Consider the following 14,600-nt stretch of genomic DNA (forward strand, 5'->3'; position numbering starts at 1 on the left):
TCTCTGCCCCTGAATGCGAAGCTGTTGAAAACCATTTCCTTCATTTCTCTGCCTGTTCCGTACCGTCGTCCCGCCAGGCCACGGCGAATCCGTTGCTGTAGCGAAGATCGATCGAGCGGACCAGGTGAATCCGTCCTTCCAGCGTGTCCGGATACACGTCCAGAAGACGCTGCAGCCGCACTTCCAGCGACTGCCGACCGGCCCGGATGACCGCACCGGAGTCCAGCGTCAGGTCCAGCGCACCGCGCGGACTCAGCTCCACCCCGACCAGTGTCAGCCCGACCTGCTCGAGCACCGGGCGCAGGCTGCTGTAGCGCTCCCAGACCGCCCACTGGCTGTTCCGTGGTCCGGCAAGGCGTGGCAGCCGCAGTGCCTCCGGCCGATCCTTCGGCCGGAACACCTCGCCGGCACTGCTCATCAGGGCACCCTCTCCCCAGTACGCGATCGGCCGGTGCGTCGCCAGCTCGACGCGCAACCGGGCCGGCCACTGGCGCGTGATGGTCACTTCCGTGAGCCAGCGGTCCTCCAGCAGGCGCGCGCGCATCGCCTCGAGCTCCACCTCCCAGATGCTGCGTCCGAGCCAGGGATCCAGTGTCTGCTCGACCTGCTCGGCCGAGACGAACCGATTGTTTCCCTCGACCACGATCTCTTGGATGGGCACATCCAGCTTCACCCAGACCCGCTGGGCGACCAGCACCAGCGCCCCGACGAACCCGACCCACAGCGCCACCGTCATTCCGATGCGCAACGCACGCCCGACCACGCCGGCGAATGCCGCGCACCGCTCGCGCCACGTCGGCCCCTTCGGCCGTGCCTGCGTTCTGCGTCTGGTTGTCATCAACCCGCTCCATGAACCGACTCACCTCCGTCGGCACCCTCGGGCGCCGATCCTTCGGGCACCAGGGTCTGCTCCAGGATCGTCCGGCACAGGGATCCGAAATCCATTCCGACCTCCCGCGCGGCCATCGGCACCAGCGAATGCCCGGTCATGCCCGGCACCGTGTTGACCTCGATCAGCCAGTGTCGGCCGGCCTCGTCGCGGATGAAATCCACCCGACCCCAGCCGGACGCACCGATCAGCTCGAACGCCACCTTCGCCGTGGCCGCCATGCGTTGTTCCTCGCCGGCATCCAGACCGCAGGGAATCCGGTACCCCGTATCCTCGGCCTCGTACTTGGCCTGGTAGTCGTAGAAGGCATGCTCGCCGCTCGCCTCGATGCGGATCGCCGGCAGAGTCCGCTCGCCCAGAAGCGCCACGGTGTACTCACCTCCCGAAACGAACCGTTCGACCATCACCGGGCCATGGGCAGCGGCGTCGCGCCAGGCCTGCTCGACGCCCTCCGGGCCGTCGACCTTGCTCACCCCGACGCTCGACCCGTCGGCCGTGGGCTTGACGATCACCGGCCAGCCCAGCCGTTCGGCAGCGGCCTTCGCCTGCGCCAGGCCATCGACCACGACGAATGCCGGGGTATCCAGCCCTGCGCTCTGCCAGATGCGCTTGCACAGGATCTTGTCCATCCCGACGGCGGAGGCGGCCATGCCACTGCCCGTGTAGGGCACGCCCAGCAGGTCGAGCACCGCCTGAATCTGACCGTCCTCGCCACCACGACCGTGCAGCGCGATGAACACCCGATCGACATCCTGCTCGTGCAGGATCCGGCCCAGGTCGCGCGCATCCTCCCGATGCAGATCGATCGCCACCGTATCGATGCCCTGCCCGGCCAGTGCGTCGAACACCGCCTGACCGCTGTTGAGCGACACCTCGCGCTCGGCGGACCAGCCGCCCATCAGCACTGCCACCCGACCGAAATGCGCCATGTCAGTCATTCCGTCTCCCCCCAGCGTTCGAGCAGCAGGCCCGGCAGGCTGCCGACGTTGCCGGCACCCAGCGTCAGCACGATGCCGTCACCCCGCACCATGTCGTCGACAACCTCGGGCACCTGCTCGGGGTCACCGACGAACACCGGGTCGACCTGTCCCCGGGCGCGAATCGCCCGGGCGAGGCTGCGCCCGTCCGCGCCGGCAATCGGCTGCTGGCCGGCTGCGTAGACCTCCAGCAGGATCAGTTGATCCACCTGCGAGAGCACCTCGACGAAGTCCTCGAACAGATCGCGCGTGCGGGTGTAACGATGGGGCTGGAAGATCAGCAGCAGGGGCTCGTCCGGCCAGGCATCGCGCACCGCGGCGAGCGTTGCCGCCACTTCGCGCGGGTGGTGGCCGTAATCGTCCAGCAGCAGGCGGCGACCGTGCTTGAAGGCGAGCGTGCCTCGGCGCTCCAGGCGTCTACCGACGCCCTTGAAGCCGGCCAGTGCCCGAACGATCGACTCGCCATCGACCCCCAGGTCGTGGGCCACCGTGATCGCCGCCAGTGCATTGAGGATGTTGTGCCGCCCGGGCATGGCAAGCCGACAGTGCAGGCTGCTGCCGTCGGGCAGCTGCAGGTCGAAGGCCGACTCGAAACCGTCGCTGTGGATAGCCGTGGCACGCACGTCGGCCGGCGCGTCGATTCCGTAGCTGAGCACCTGGCGGCCGACGCGATTGACGATGCTCATCGCGTGGGCATCGTCGGCACAGATCACCGCCAGCCCGTAGAACGGCAGGTTGTGCAGGAATTCGACGAAGTGGTCCAGCAGCCGGGAGAAGTCGTTGTCGTACGTCTCCAGGTGGTCAGCATCGATGTTGGTGACCACTGCCACGTGTGGCTGCAGGTGAAGGAACGACGCATCCGACTCGTCAGCCTCCGCGATCAGGTACTCGCCCCGCCCAAGCCGTGCGTTGGAGGCGCTGGAGAGCAGCTTGCCGCCGATCACGTAAGTCGGGTCGAGACCAGCCTCGGCAAGGATCGCCGCAAGCAGCGAGGTGGTGGTGGTCTTGCCATGAGTCCCGGCGACGGCCAGCCCGATGCGAAAACGCATGATCTCGGCGAGCATCTCCGCGCGACGCACGATCGGCAACCGACGGGCCTGGGCGGTCTGGAGCTCGGAGTTGTCCGCGGCGATCGCGGTGGAGACCACCAGCACATCGGCATCGGCAAGGTTTTCCGCCGCATGGCCGATGAAGACCTCTATGCCCAACTCACGCAGATGGCGCACGGCGGGCGACTCGTTCATGTCCGAGCCGGTGACTTCGAACCCGAGCGTGTGCAGCACTTCGGCGATGCCGCTCATGCCGGCCCCGCCGATGCCGACGAAGTGCAGCTTGCGCACCTTGCGCATGCGTACCTGAGCGACCGGGGCGAACTGTTCCATCACTTCTCCTCCCCCGGGTTCTGGCCCGCGATGACCTGTTCGCAGACCGCCGTGATTCTCGCGGTGCTGTCGACCACCGCCGCGGCACGGGCGCGAGCAGCCATGTCGCGCAGCAGCGCCCGGTCGCCCAGCACGGGGCCCAGCAGGCTGGCCAGCCGTTCGACGTTCGCATCTTGCTGGTCAAGCAGCCGCGCCGCCCCCTGGTCGACCAGCCAGGCGGCGTTGTGCCGCTGGTGGTCGTCGACCGCGTGCGGGAACGGGATGAACAGTGCGCCGACGCCGGCAGCGGCAATCTCGGCGACGGTCATCGCGCCCGCCCGGGCGATGACGAAATCCGCCCAGCCGAAGGCTCCGGCCATGTCGTCGATGAACCCGGTGACCTCGTGGTGGCTGCCCTCGCCCCAGCCGGCGCCCTCGTAATGGCCACGGGCCTCTTCGAGATTGCGGGGGCCGGCCTGGTGGCGGACATCGAGATCGATCGAGCGGCTGACCCGCGCGAGCGCCTGCGGCACGGATTCGTTGAGTGCGCGGGCGCCAAGGCTGCCCCCGAGCACCAGCACCCGCACCGGGCCTTCCCGATTCGCCAGCCGCTCGGACGGGGCCGGCAGTGCCGCGATCTCCGGGCGCACGGGATTGCCCACGACCTGCGCGTCGGGAAGGGCGCGACCGAAGGCCTTCGGATAGGCCGCGAGCGTGACCCGGGCGAATCGGGACAGCGCACGGTTGGTCATGCCGGCGATAGCATTCTGTTCGTGGACCACCAACGGGACGCGCAGCAGCCAGGCGGCGAGACCGCCCGGACCGGCGGCAAAGCCGCCCATGCCGATTACCAGCACGGGGCGCTCGCGCCGCAGGCACCGGCCGGCGGCCCAGACCGCCCGCAGCAACGCGAAAGGCGCCATCAGCCGGGTCGACCAGCCCTTGCCGCGCACCCCGCCGATCGGCAAATAATCGATGGGATAGCCCGCCTCTGGCACCAGACGGGACTCGATGCCGCGCTCGGTGCCCATCCAGCGGATGGCATAGCCCCGCTCGGCGAGGGCTCCGGCCACCGCGAGCGCGGGGATGACATGCCCGCCCGTGCCGCCGGCCATGAGGTAGATCAGGGGTGCCGCGGTCATTGGGCCACCTCCCGCGCATCGCGAATGCCTTCATCGGCCAGCGCGACGCTGGCCTCGTGGTGGACTCGCAGGATCAGCCCCATGGCCAGCAGCGTGGCGACCATGGCCGAGCCGCCGTAGCTCATCAGCGGCAGGGTCAGCCCCTTGGTGGGCAGCAGCCCCATGTTCACCCCCATGTTGATCAGCGACTGCATGCCGATCCACACGCTGATGCCCCAGGCCAACGCCGCGCCGGTGTAGTGGCGTGCCGTCCAGGCCATGCGGGCGATGACGAAGCCCCGCCAGACGAGAACCGCGTAAAGCCCCAGCAGAGCGGCCACGCCGAACAGGCCGAATTCCTCGGCGAACACGGCGAAGATGAAATCGGTGTGGGCCTCGGGCAGGTATGAAAGCTTCTGCACGCTCTCGCCCAGGCCGCGGCCGAACAGGCCACCCCCGCCGATGGCGATCAAGGCGTTGACCAGCTGGTAGCCGTCACCGAAGGGATCGGCAAACGGGTTGGAGAACGACAACAGCCGGTCGACGCGATACTGCGCGCTGAACACCCCGACCACCGCCAGCGCCCCGCCGACAAGCATCAGCATGATCATGGTGTGCAGCTGGGCGCGCATGAGCCAGGCCATGGCGAACAGAGTCGCGCCGAGCACCAAGGTGTTGCCGTAGTCGGGTTGCAGCAGCAGGAGCGTCGCACCGAGCGCGATCACGATCACAGGCGCGAACATGCCCCGCATGCGGGTCTGCACCTTGTCGAGATGGACCCCGAGATAGGCGGCCATCCAGATGATCATGCCCAGGCGGGCGAACTCGCTCGCCTGGACCCGGACTACCCCGAGGTCGATCCAGCGCGTCGCGCCATTGACGGTATGGGCGACGCCGGGCACGAACAGCACGGCGAGCAGGGCGAGCGAGAGCACCAGGATCGATGTCCGCAGAGAAACCAGGTGGCGGATCGGCACCATCAGCAAAACGGCCATCGCCACCAGGCCGATGATCACGGCGCCGGATTGCCGTAGCAGCGGCCCACCCTTCGGCAAGTCTCCGCCGCCGAGCGTGGCCGAGGCGACCATGACCAGCCCGAGGGCGATCAGAGCGATCAGGCTGGTGAGGAACCACCGGTCCAGTCGGATGCCGCCGACGTGCCGATGGACCTGCCCCTGCTCGCCGACCCACTGCGTCGCGGTGGCGAACGTCTCGCGCAGTCGTTGCATGGTCGGGCGGTCGGTCGACATCAGGCTCATGACGCCACCTCCGTTTCCATGCCGCGGGCGCAGACCGCCTCCGCCGCCCGGGCGAAGCGTTCGCCCCGTTCGGCGTAGCCGCGGAACATGTCGAAACTCGCGCAGGCCGGCGCCAGCAGAACCGTTACCCTGGGCGCCTGCCCCAGACCGATCACGGCGCATTCCGTCGCCCGGGAAACCGCCTGGGCCATGTCGGCGGCATGGTGGATATCGGGGGCGGTCGCCGGCAGGCGACGGATGGCCGACTCGATCAGCGCAGCATCCTCGCCGATCAGCACCACGGCCAGCGCGTGGCGCGCGAGGGACTCGGCCAGGGCCTCGAACGACTGGCCCTTGGCCTGACCGCCGGCGACGACGACCGTCGGTTCGGACAGACCCTCGATGGCTGCCACCGCGGCGCCCACGTTGGTGGCCTTGGAATCGTTGACGAAGCGGATCTCGCCGCCGTCCACCGACCATTGGCAGATGGCCTGCATCCGGTGCGGCAGCCCCTCGAAGCGGCGCAGTGCGCGATGCAGGTCCGGCGAATCCAGCGCTTCCTTGCCGGCGACCCCCTCGACCAGCGCGAGGGTGGCCAGGACATTGAGCCGGTTGTGACGACCGGGCAGCGCCAGCGCATCCGCGGCGATGATCGTCCCGCCGTCCCGGCAGAGGTTGCGGCCGTCCTCGTCGAGGTGGAAACCGACGGCGACACGGGCTTCAGCGCTGCCGGCGGTCGTGGAGAAACCCAGCACACGTCCCTCGCAGTCGCCGGCCATGGCGGCGACCCACGGATCGTCGAGATTGACCACCGCGGTTTCCGCGTGGACCAGCACCCGCGCCTTGAGAGCAGCGTAGGTCGCCAGCGAGCCGTGCCGGTCCAGATGGTCGGGACTGATGTTCAGGACGGCGGCAACCTTCGGCCGGATCGCGTCCGGGTCGGAAGACTCCATCTGGAAGCTCGACACCTCCAGGACCATCACGTCACAGGGTCTCGCCAGCAGGTCGAGCGCGGGGGTGCCGTAGTTGCCGCCGACGGCCACGCGGTAGCCCAGCGCGTCCAGCAGTTCGGCCGTGAGCGCCGTAACCGTGCTCTTCCCGTTCGACCCGGTGATCATCAGGTAGGGAACCTCGGCGTTCCGCGCAGCCAGCTCGATGTCGCTGCGCACGGGAATGCCCTGCCCCCGGGCGGAGTCGAGCAGCGCCGCGATACCAGCCTGCGACGGATCGACTCCGGGACTGAGGACGATCCCCTCGATCCCGGCGAGCGAGGGATCGGCCGTGAGGTCACCCTCGAACAGCGTTCTTTCTCCGAAGGCACGCTGCCACTGCTCCCGAGGGGCGGCTGCCCCCCGGGTATCGGCGCCGACGAAGGGAACGCCCCGGCGCTGGAAGAAGCGCCCGGCGGAAAACCCCGTCTGTCCCATGCCGACAATCAGTTCCATCAGCGCACCTTCATCGTTGCCAGGCCGATCAGGACGAGGATCACCGTGATGATCCAGAAGCGCACGATCACCTTCGGCTCGGGCCAGCCCTTGAGCTCGAAGTGGTGATGGATCGGCGCCATGCGGAAGATCCGCTTGCCGGTCAGCCGGTAGGAGGCGACCTGGAGCATCACGGAGACCGTCTCGAGCACGAAGATCCCGCCCATGATGAACAGGACGATCTCCTGGCGGACCATCACCGCCACGATGCCCAGGGCCGCGCCCAGGGCCAGCGCACCGACATCCCCCATGAAGACCTGGGCGGGATAGCTGTTGAACCAGAGGAAACCAAGCCCGGCACCGACGATCGTGGCGCAGAACACCGACAGCTCGCCCACACCGGCGATATAGGGAAGCCCCAGGTAGGTGGCGAACTCGTAGTGGCCCGTGACGTAGGCGAACGCTGCCAGTCCGGCGGCGACCAGCACCGTGGGCATGATGGCCAGACCGTCCAGGCCGTCGGTGAGGTTGACGGCGTTCGAGCTGCCCACGACCACGAAATAGGTCAGGATGATGAAGCCGAAGCCCAGCGGGATCAGGGCGTCCCTGATCAGCGGGATAAGCAGACTGGTTTCCGCGGGCGTCTCGGCGATCAGGTACAGGAACACCGCGGCGATCAGCGCGATCACCGACTGACCCAGGTACTTCCAGCGTGCCGCGAGCCCGTCGCTGTTGCGGCGGCTGAGCTTGAGATAGTCGTCCCAGCCCCCGATCAGCCCGAAGCCCATGGTGGTGATCAGGGCCACCCAGACGTAGACATTGCCCAAGTCGCCCCACAGCAGCATGGAGATGCCGATCGCGATCAGTATCAGGGCCCCGCCCATCGTCGGGGTACCGGCCTTGGCCAGATGGCTCTGCGGGCCGAGTTCGCGGATCGGCTGCCCCGCCTTGACGCTCTGCAGCCAACGAATCACGAACGGACCGACCAGCAGCGAGATGAGCAGCGCAGTACCCACCCCGAGCATGGCGCGGAACGTCAGATATTCGAACACGCCGAAGAACGTGGCGTATTGCGTCAGCCATTCAGTCAGCCAGAGCAGCATCCGGCCCCCTCCCTGTGAAATTGTCGTCGGAGCCGGTAGCCATACCGTGCTCCCGCTCGAGTGCGTCCCGGACACGCTCGATATGCATGAATCTCGATCCCTTGAGGAGCACCGTCACCTCGGCGTTGGTACCAACGTCGGAGAGCAGTTCCTCGAGTGTGGTCGCGGCGGTCTCGGCGTCCGGGACGCAGATCAGTCCCCGCTCGTCCCCGCCGGCCGTGACAAATCCGGCCTTCACGGAGTTGCCCTCCGGGCCGACCGCGATGACGCGATCAAGTCCGGCGGCGGCCGCATCGGCGCCGAGGTCCCGGTGCAAGACTCCCGACTGCTCGCCAAGTTCCCCCATGCTGCCCAGAACGGCCACCCGCGTGCCCGGCAACTCGGCGAGATGAGCCAGAGCTGCGCGCATGGATTCGGGGTTGGCGTTGTAGCTGTCGTCGATGACGCGCCAGCCATTGGCCAGGCGCACGGTGGTCATGCGTCCCGCCGGGGGTTCGAAGATGGCCAGGCCAGCCTCGATGTCGGCCCGCTCCAGCCCGGCTACCCGGGCCACGGCGATCGCCGCCAGCAGGTTGACGGCGTTGTGTGCTCCGGGCATCGGCACGGACAGCGGCCCGAGCAGATCGACGCCGCGCTCGCGGATCGTGAGCGCATGCCGTCCGACCAGATACCGGCCGCACCACGTGGCCCGATCGGCGCGCGGCTCCTGCATGGTGAAGGTCTCGGCATTGGGCGCGGCGGCCAACCACTCATCCGCGCCGGGGGAGTCGAGATTGACCACTGACCGGCAGGCCCTCGGGCAATGGCGATAGAGCTCGCCCTTGGCCTCGATGATCCGCTCGATGGAGCCGAACTCGCCCACATGCGCCCGTCCGGCCATGGTCACGAGAGCGATGTCCGGCGCGACCAGCTCGGTCAGCGCCGCGATCTCGCCGACATGATTGGCCCCCATCTCGACCACCGCATGGCGGGTTTCCGGCGGCCACTCGAGCAGAGTGAGCGGCACGCCGATGTCGTTGTTCAGGTTGCCGCGCGTGGCCGATGTCGGTCCCACCTGCGAGAGCATGGCGGCCAGCATCTCCTTGACCGTGGTCTTTCCGCTGCTGCCGGTGATCGCGATCACCACCGGATCGACCCGGTCACGCCATGCGCGAGCCAGGGCCGCCAGGGCACGGTGACTGTCGTCGACCACGACCTGAGGCAGGTCGACCCCGGGCACCTCGTGTTCAACCAGCGCGGCCACCGCACCCTGCCCCGCGGCATTGCCGAGGAAGGCGTGCGCGTCGAAGTTCGGCCCCTTCAGTGCGACGAAAAGCCGCTGGCCGAGGTCCGTTCGCGTGTCGGTACCCACCCCCTGGATGGTCAGCGGGGCGTCCGCCGGATTCACCAGCCGCCCCGAGGTCCAGTCGGCGATCTGTTCGAGCGTCGCCCGGATCATGCCGCCATCTCCCTTGCGATGTCGCGAACCACCTGACGGTCGTCGAACGGCAGGACCCGGTCGCCGACCTCCTGTCCCGTCTCGTGACCCTTGCCCGCCACCAGCAGGCAATCGCCGGCACGCCCCTCGACCAGCCGGTCAATGGCATGCCGGATCGCCGCCTCACGATCCGTGATCACCTCCACCCGGTCGGGATCCTTCATTCCCGCCATGATCGCCTCGATGATCGCCTCGGGCTTCTCGCTGCGCGGATTGTCCGAGGTCACGACGACCCAGTCGGCCAGACGCTCGGCGATTGCCCCCATCAGCGGGCGCTTGCCGGCATCCCGGTCGCCTCCGCAGCCGAACACCACGCCCAGACGTCCCCCGTCGGCCAGCCCGTCACGCAGGCCGGTCAGCACGTTTTCGAGGGCATCCGGGCTGTGGGCATAGTCGACCACGACGCTCTTCGTCCCGCCGACGGTGAAGGTCTCCATCCGGCCGGGGGGCGTCTTCAGCCTCCCGGCATGGGCCGCCAGCGAGTCGAGCGATTCGCCCACCACCAGCCGGGCCGCAAGGGCGGCCAGCAGGTTCTCGGCATTGAAGCGACCGGCCAGGGGCGCCTCGATCATTTCGCGTTCGTTGAGGTAGCCGACCGACAATTGCATCCGCCCCGCGACCGGCGCCGCGAGATCGCCGGTCAGGCAGGGACGGCAGTCCGTCAGCCCGGCGGTCGGCGCCAGCGAGTAGCACAGCAGCCGGACGGCATCGTCACGGTAGCGAAGGGTCTCGAGCATGTGCTCGGAGGCGCCCTGGTCGGCGTTGAGCACCGCCTGACGCAGCGACGGAAGCGCAAACAGGTGCGCCTTGGCCCCGAGGTAGGCCTCCACGTCGCCGTGATAGTCGAAATGGTCCCGCCCGAGGTTGGTGAACACACCCGTGCGGATCGGCAGGCCCTCGACCCGCCCCTGGCTCAAGGCATGCGACGAGACCTCCATCACGATTTCCCGGGCACCTTCCCGGACCATCTCGCTGATCAGCCGCCAGTTCTCGATCAGCCCGGGAGTGGTGTTACCGGTGGGCTCATATTCGGCCCGCGGCGACCATAGGCCCCAGCCAAGCGTGCCGACCACGCCCACCGGGTCGCCCTCCGCTGCAGCCAGCCCGGCGATCAGGTGAGCCACCGTGGTCTTGCCATTGGTGCCCGTGATCGCCGTGATCGCGATGTCGTCACGCCCCCAGCCATTGGCCTGCAAAATGACCTCGGCAATCGCCTCTTCCGGGCGGTCGACTCGCACCACGCCGGGGCCGTGGGACAAGCCGGCGCCGACGACCGCCGCGGCGCCACGGTCAACCGCGTCATCCACGAACCGGTCGACCGGCTGGGAAACGGTCGCCCGGGCATAGAAGAGAGTCGTGGCATCCACGTCACGGCTGTCGTCGCTGATCGCCCGAACGGACGCGTCCGGGGCGCCCGCATGACGCAGCGACGCGATCTCGCGAAGGCCGATTTCGGGAAACTCGATCCTTGCCATGTCAGCCTGCCTCCTTCGGCCGTCCGGGCAACGCCGGCGTGGCCGGGATGACCGACCCCCGCTCGCCGGCCATCTGCTGCAGAGGGAGGGCGGGCAGGTCGTCCGGGCGGATATTGAGCATGCGCAGGGCCCCGCTCATCACGCGGTGGAATACCGGGGCAGCCACGTCACCGGCATAGACCTTCCCGGCGGTCGGACGGTTGATCACCACTACTAGGGCGAGACGGGGATCGCTCGCCGGGGCGAGCCCGGCAAAGACGGTGTTGTAGTCGCTGCGGGAATAACCCTCCTTGCCAATGCGGCGGACCGTCCCGGTCTTGCCCGCCACCTGGAAACCGGTGATGGACGCTGCGGGGGCCGTCCCGGTTGGGGAAGTCACGGAACGCAGCAGGCCGACCACCGTCCTTGCGGTGGCCGGATCGAACACCTGGTGGACCTCGGGCGGATCATCCCGTAGAAGCAGGCTGGGCTGGATGTACTGGCCACCGTTGCCCAGGGCGACATAGGCGGCGGCCAACTGGAGGGGTGTGACGCTCAGGCCGTAGCCATAACTGTGAGCCGCGGTGTCGGCCTTCCGCCAGTCGCGCCAGAGACTCAGCGAACCCGATGCCTCGCCGGGAAATCCCACCGCCGTCAGCTGACCGAAACCGAGGGCGCGGTAGGTCTTCCACAACACCTCGGCGCCGATGTCCTCGGCCAGCATGCTCGCGGCGATGTTGCTGGACTTCTCCAGCACGCCCTCGAGGTCCAGCTCACCATAGTTGCGGTGGTCGTGGATGGTGTAGCCGCCCACCCGACGATAGCCGGGGGCGGTGTCGAGGATATCGCTCGGCTGCCAGCGACCGGTCGACAGGGCGGCAGCGACGGTAAAGGGCTTGACCGACGATCCGGGTTCGAACTGGTCCACGATGGCGTGGTTACGGGTCGTCTTCGGGTCGATCGACGCCCGGTTGTTGGGATTGAACGACGGGGCACTGGCCATGGCCAGCACTTCCGCGCTCGAGACATCCATGAGGACCGCGGTGCCCGATTCGGCCTCGTGCTGGTCGATCGCATGTACCAGTTCGCGATAGGCCAGGTACTGGAGGCGGCGGTCGATCGACAGGGCCAGGTCTTCCCCCGGACGGGCGGCACGAATCACGCCGAGATCGGCGATCTCGCGGTCGTCACCGTCCTTGATAATGCGGCGCTTGCCCGGCTCGCCGGAGAGCATCCGGTCGAAGGCGAGCTCGATGCCCGCCAGCCCCTCGTCGTCGATGTTGGAGAAGCCCAGCAGGGGCGCGGTCACGTCAGCGGTGGGGTAGAAACGCTTGTATTCGCGCTGCAACCCGACACCCGGGAGGTTGGCGGCGCGCACCTGCTCGGCCTGGCTGGGACGGACCTGGCGGGCGACGTAGATGAAACGCCGGGACGAACGCTCGCGCACCCGGCGGATCAGTTCGTCGGCCGGCTGCTCCAGCAAGGTCGCGAGCCGGCGCAGTGCCTCGGGATGGGCCGAGATCACGCTGGGATCGGCCCAGACCGCGTGCATGCCCACGCTGATGGCCAGTGGCTCGCCGTTGCGGTCGAGGATCATGCCGCGGTGGGCCGGGATGGTCTGCACCCGCAGGTGACGGTCGCCGCCCTGCTCCGTGTAGAAGTCGCGCTCGGTTACCTGAAGTTGCACGGCCCGACCCAGCATGACCACCGCAGCCACGGCAAACACCATCAACACGATGCCCGCCCGCCAGCGCACGCCCAGCCAGGCAGCCCAGTTGGTGAGGATGAGCCACAGCGCCTTCATCGGAACACTACCGTCAGTCGGTCCGCTCCCGGCGGCCCCATGCCGAGATCCTCGGCGGCAATTCGTTCGATGCGCCCCTGGGCGGTGAGCGTGCCCTCTTCGAGTTGCAGTTCGGCGTAGGTACCCTCGAGCCGCTCGATACCGTCACGGGTCACGGCGATCTGCTGGGCCAGGTGACGGTCCGTGGCGACCAGCCGCACGACATGCAGCGCACTGGCCACCACCAGCAGGACCAGGATGACGTTCAGCGCCTTCATTCCACCCGCTCCGCGACCCGCATGATCGCGCTGCGCGCACGCGGGTTATTCTTGATCTCGGCCTCGCCGGCCCGGATGGCCTTGCCCATCTTGCGGAAGGCGGTCGCCCCCACCGGGTTGCCGAAGAAATCCTTTCCGGGGGTGCTGTGATCGCGGATGAACCGCTTGACGATGCGGTCCTCCAGCGAATGAAAGCTGATCACGACCAGACGTCCACCCGGACGCAGATGCGCCAGCGCCTGCTCCAGTGCCGAGGTGATCTGGTCGAGTTCCTGGTTGATGAACAACCGGATCGCCTGGAACGTTCGCGTGGCCGGGTGCTTGTTGGGGTCGCGCTTCGGGATGGCCGCCAGCACACAGTCGACCAGGTCGCTGGTTCGGGTCAGGGGCTTGTCGCCGCGGCGGGCCACGATCTCGGCGGCAATCCGCCGAGCGAAACGCTCCTCGCCGAGGCGCGCAATCACGTCGCGCACCTCCTCCTCGTCGGCCACCGCCAGCCAGTCCGCGGCGGAAACGCCTCGCGACTGGTCCATTCGCATGTCCAGAGGGCCGTCGAACCGGAAGCTGAAGCCGCGTTCCGGCTGGTCAAGCTGCGGTGAAGACACCCCGAGATCGAACATCACGCCATCGACGCGGTCGGCGATGCCGCGCTCGGCGAGGATGTCGCCCCAGCGGGAAAAGGGCTCGGAGACGAAGGTGAACCGGTCGTCGTCGGCCGCCAGACGCTCGGCTCCCTCGGCCGCCTGCCGGTCGCGGTCGAAGCCGATCAGGCGGCCGGCGGCGGAAAGACGATCGAGAATGGCGCGGCTGTGACCGCCGCGTCCGTAGGTGCCATCCACGTAGACACCCGCCGCGTCCGTGACCAGGGCGTCGACCGCCTCGTCCCTGAGCACCGTGTCATGGTTGGTGTCCCGAGTCATAGCGACAACGTCTCCAGAGCCGTCGGCAACTGATCGTCCTCGTCGGACTGGTCAAGGAAGTCCTCGGTCATTTCCGCCCACAGCGGCTGGGCCCAGAGTTCGAGCTTCTTGCCCTGCCCGACCAGCACCGCTTCCTTTTCCAGCCTGGCGTGGCCACGCAGGGCAGCCGGGATGACGATCCGCCCGGCGGAATCGAATTCCACCTGGGTGGCGTGGCCGATCAGCATCCGCTTGATCCGGTTGGCCGTCTTGTTGAATGACGGCAGGGCGTCGATCTGCTTTTCGATCTCGAGCCAGGTGCCGAGCGGGTAGACGAGCAGGCAGTGTTCCTGGGTATCGATCGTGAGAATCAGCTGGTTGTCATCCTGGGCAAAGGCATCCCGATGGCGCGTGGGCATGGCCAGGCGTCCTTTCGCATCGAGATTCAGATTGGTGATGCCCCTAAACACTTTTTCCCACTTTTTCCCACTTTTTTACACCTGACCGCACTATAGCCCCACCCCGAAACCCGATCAAGCAAATGACCGGATTTTTCTTTTGACCACAAGGAGTTAGCCACGGGTAAGCAACGAGGC

General features: G+C 67.9%; 13 protein-coding genes. All 13 read right to left on the reverse strand.

The annotated features are described in order from the left end of the window. Positions 1 to 40 precede the first annotated feature (40 nt). Genes ACESL5_RS01150 through mraZ form a run of 13 tightly spaced genes read right to left on the reverse strand, consistent with a single transcriptional unit; the run spans position 41 to position 14,474 of the window. Positions 41 to 838, reverse strand: a complete 798-nt coding sequence (locus ACESL5_RS01150) for a cell division protein FtsQ/DivIB (protein WP_372590944.1) — start codon at positions 836 to 838, stop codon at positions 41 to 43. Next, positions 838 to 1,827, reverse strand: coding sequence for a D-alanine--D-alanine ligase (locus ACESL5_RS01155; protein WP_372590945.1), 990 nt, complete (start codon positions 1,825 to 1,827; stop codon positions 838 to 840). Before ACESL5_RS01155 ends, ACESL5_RS01150 begins: the two co-directional genes overlap by 1 nt. Then, positions 1,824 to 3,248: a UDP-N-acetylmuramate--L-alanine ligase gene (gene murC, locus ACESL5_RS01160; RefSeq protein WP_372590946.1), complete on the reverse strand. Its 1,425-nt coding sequence runs from the start codon at positions 3,246 to 3,248 to the stop codon at positions 1,824 to 1,826. The genes ACESL5_RS01155 and murC overlap by 4 nt, the downstream gene beginning before the upstream one ends. Continuing rightward, complete coding sequence (gene murG / locus ACESL5_RS01165) at positions 3,248 to 4,369, reverse strand: undecaprenyldiphospho-muramoylpentapeptide beta-N-acetylglucosaminyltransferase (RefSeq protein WP_372590947.1); 1,122 nt, start codon at positions 4,367 to 4,369, stop codon at positions 3,248 to 3,250. The genes murC and murG overlap by 1 nt, the downstream gene beginning before the upstream one ends. After that, a complete protein-coding gene (gene ftsW, locus ACESL5_RS01170) occupies positions 4,366 to 5,607 on the reverse strand; it encodes a putative lipid II flippase FtsW (RefSeq protein WP_372590948.1) in 1,242 nt (413 codons plus the stop codon). The genes murG and ftsW overlap by 4 nt, the downstream gene beginning before the upstream one ends. After that, on the reverse strand, positions 5,604 to 7,031 hold the full coding sequence (gene murD, locus ACESL5_RS01175) for a UDP-N-acetylmuramoyl-L-alanine--D-glutamate ligase (RefSeq protein ID WP_372590949.1): 1,428 nt from the start codon (positions 7,029 to 7,031) through the stop codon (positions 5,604 to 5,606). Before murD ends, ftsW begins: the two co-directional genes overlap by 4 nt. Then, complete coding sequence (gene mraY, locus ACESL5_RS01180) at positions 7,031 to 8,113, reverse strand: phospho-N-acetylmuramoyl-pentapeptide-transferase (protein ID WP_372590950.1); 1,083 nt, start codon at positions 8,111 to 8,113, stop codon at positions 7,031 to 7,033. The genes murD and mraY overlap by 1 nt, the downstream gene beginning before the upstream one ends. Continuing rightward, positions 8,094 to 9,551 (reverse strand): UDP-N-acetylmuramoyl-tripeptide--D-alanyl-D-alanine ligase, encoded by a 1,458-nt coding sequence (locus tag ACESL5_RS01185; RefSeq protein ID WP_372590951.1) that lies wholly within the window; start codon positions 9,549 to 9,551, stop codon positions 8,094 to 8,096. The genes mraY and ACESL5_RS01185 overlap by 20 nt, the downstream gene beginning before the upstream one ends. Then, complete coding sequence (locus ACESL5_RS01190) at positions 9,548 to 11,065, reverse strand: UDP-N-acetylmuramoyl-L-alanyl-D-glutamate--2,6-diaminopimelate ligase (protein ID WP_372590952.1); 1,518 nt, start codon at positions 11,063 to 11,065, stop codon at positions 9,548 to 9,550. The genes ACESL5_RS01185 and ACESL5_RS01190 overlap by 4 nt, the downstream gene beginning before the upstream one ends. 1 nt (position 11,066) lies before the next feature. Continuing rightward, positions 11,067 to 12,848, reverse strand: a complete 1,782-nt coding sequence (locus tag ACESL5_RS01195) for a peptidoglycan D,D-transpeptidase FtsI family protein (RefSeq protein WP_372590953.1) — start codon at positions 12,846 to 12,848, stop codon at positions 11,067 to 11,069. Continuing rightward, positions 12,845 to 13,105 carry a cell division protein FtsL gene (ftsL, locus tag ACESL5_RS01200; protein WP_372590954.1) on the reverse strand — a complete coding sequence of 87 codons (261 nt, stop codon included), beginning with the start codon at positions 13,103 to 13,105 and terminating at the stop codon, positions 12,845 to 12,847. The genes ACESL5_RS01195 and ftsL overlap by 4 nt, the downstream gene beginning before the upstream one ends. Continuing rightward, positions 13,102 to 14,025 (reverse strand): 16S rRNA (cytosine(1402)-N(4))-methyltransferase RsmH, encoded by a 924-nt coding sequence (gene rsmH, locus ACESL5_RS01205; protein WP_372590955.1) that lies wholly within the window; start codon positions 14,023 to 14,025, stop codon positions 13,102 to 13,104. The genes ftsL and rsmH overlap by 4 nt, the downstream gene beginning before the upstream one ends. Then, positions 14,022 to 14,474 carry a division/cell wall cluster transcriptional repressor MraZ gene (gene mraZ / locus ACESL5_RS01210; protein ID WP_372590956.1) on the reverse strand — a complete coding sequence of 151 codons (453 nt, stop codon included), beginning with the start codon at positions 14,472 to 14,474 and terminating at the stop codon, positions 14,022 to 14,024. The genes rsmH and mraZ overlap by 4 nt, the downstream gene beginning before the upstream one ends. Between the last annotated feature and the right edge of the window lie 126 nt (positions 14,475 to 14,600).

The organism is Guyparkeria sp., from assembly GCF_041687595.1.
In the GTDB taxonomy this organism is placed as follows: Bacteria; Pseudomonadota; Gammaproteobacteria; order Halothiobacillales; family Halothiobacillaceae; genus Guyparkeria.

Bases quoted from the DNA above. Each gene is read 5' to 3' on its own strand.
- murC (WP_372590946.1), bottom strand. From the start codon at position 3,248: ATGGAACAGTTCGCCCCGGTCGCTCAGGTACGCATGCGCAAGGTGCGC.
- murD (WP_372590949.1), bottom strand. From the start codon at position 7,031: ATGGAACTGATTGTCGGCATGGGACAGACGGGGTTTTCCGCCGGGCGC.
- ACESL5_RS01190 (WP_372590952.1), bottom strand. From the start codon at position 11,065: ATGGCAAGGATCGAGTTTCCCGAAATCGGCCTTCGCGAGATCGCGTCG.
- ACESL5_RS01185 (WP_372590951.1), bottom strand. From the start codon at position 9,551: ATGATCCGGGCGACGCTCGAACAGATCGCCGACTGGACCTCGGGGCGG.
- ACESL5_RS01155 (WP_372590945.1), bottom strand. From the start codon at position 1,827: ATGACTGACATGGCGCATTTCGGTCGGGTGGCAGTGCTGATGGGCGGC.
- rsmH (WP_372590955.1), bottom strand. From the start codon at position 14,025: ATGACTCGGGACACCAACCATGACACGGTGCTCAGGGACGAGGCGGTC.
- ftsW (WP_372590948.1), bottom strand. From the start codon at position 5,607: ATGAGCCTGATGTCGACCGACCGCCCGACCATGCAACGACTGCGCGAG.
- ACESL5_RS01150 (WP_372590944.1), bottom strand. From the start codon at position 838: ATGACAACCAGACGCAGAACGCAGGCACGGCCGAAGGGGCCGACGTGG.
- ACESL5_RS01195 (WP_372590953.1), bottom strand. From the start codon at position 12,848: ATGAAGGCGCTGTGGCTCATCCTCACCAACTGGGCTGCCTGGCTGGGC.
- murG (WP_372590947.1), bottom strand. From the start codon at position 4,369: ATGACCGCGGCACCCCTGATCTACCTCATGGCCGGCGGCACGGGCGGG.
- ftsL (WP_372590954.1), bottom strand. From the start codon at position 13,105: ATGAAGGCGCTGAACGTCATCCTGGTCCTGCTGGTGGTGGCCAGTGCG.
- mraY (WP_372590950.1), bottom strand. From the start codon at position 8,113: ATGCTGCTCTGGCTGACTGAATGGCTGACGCAATACGCCACGTTCTTC.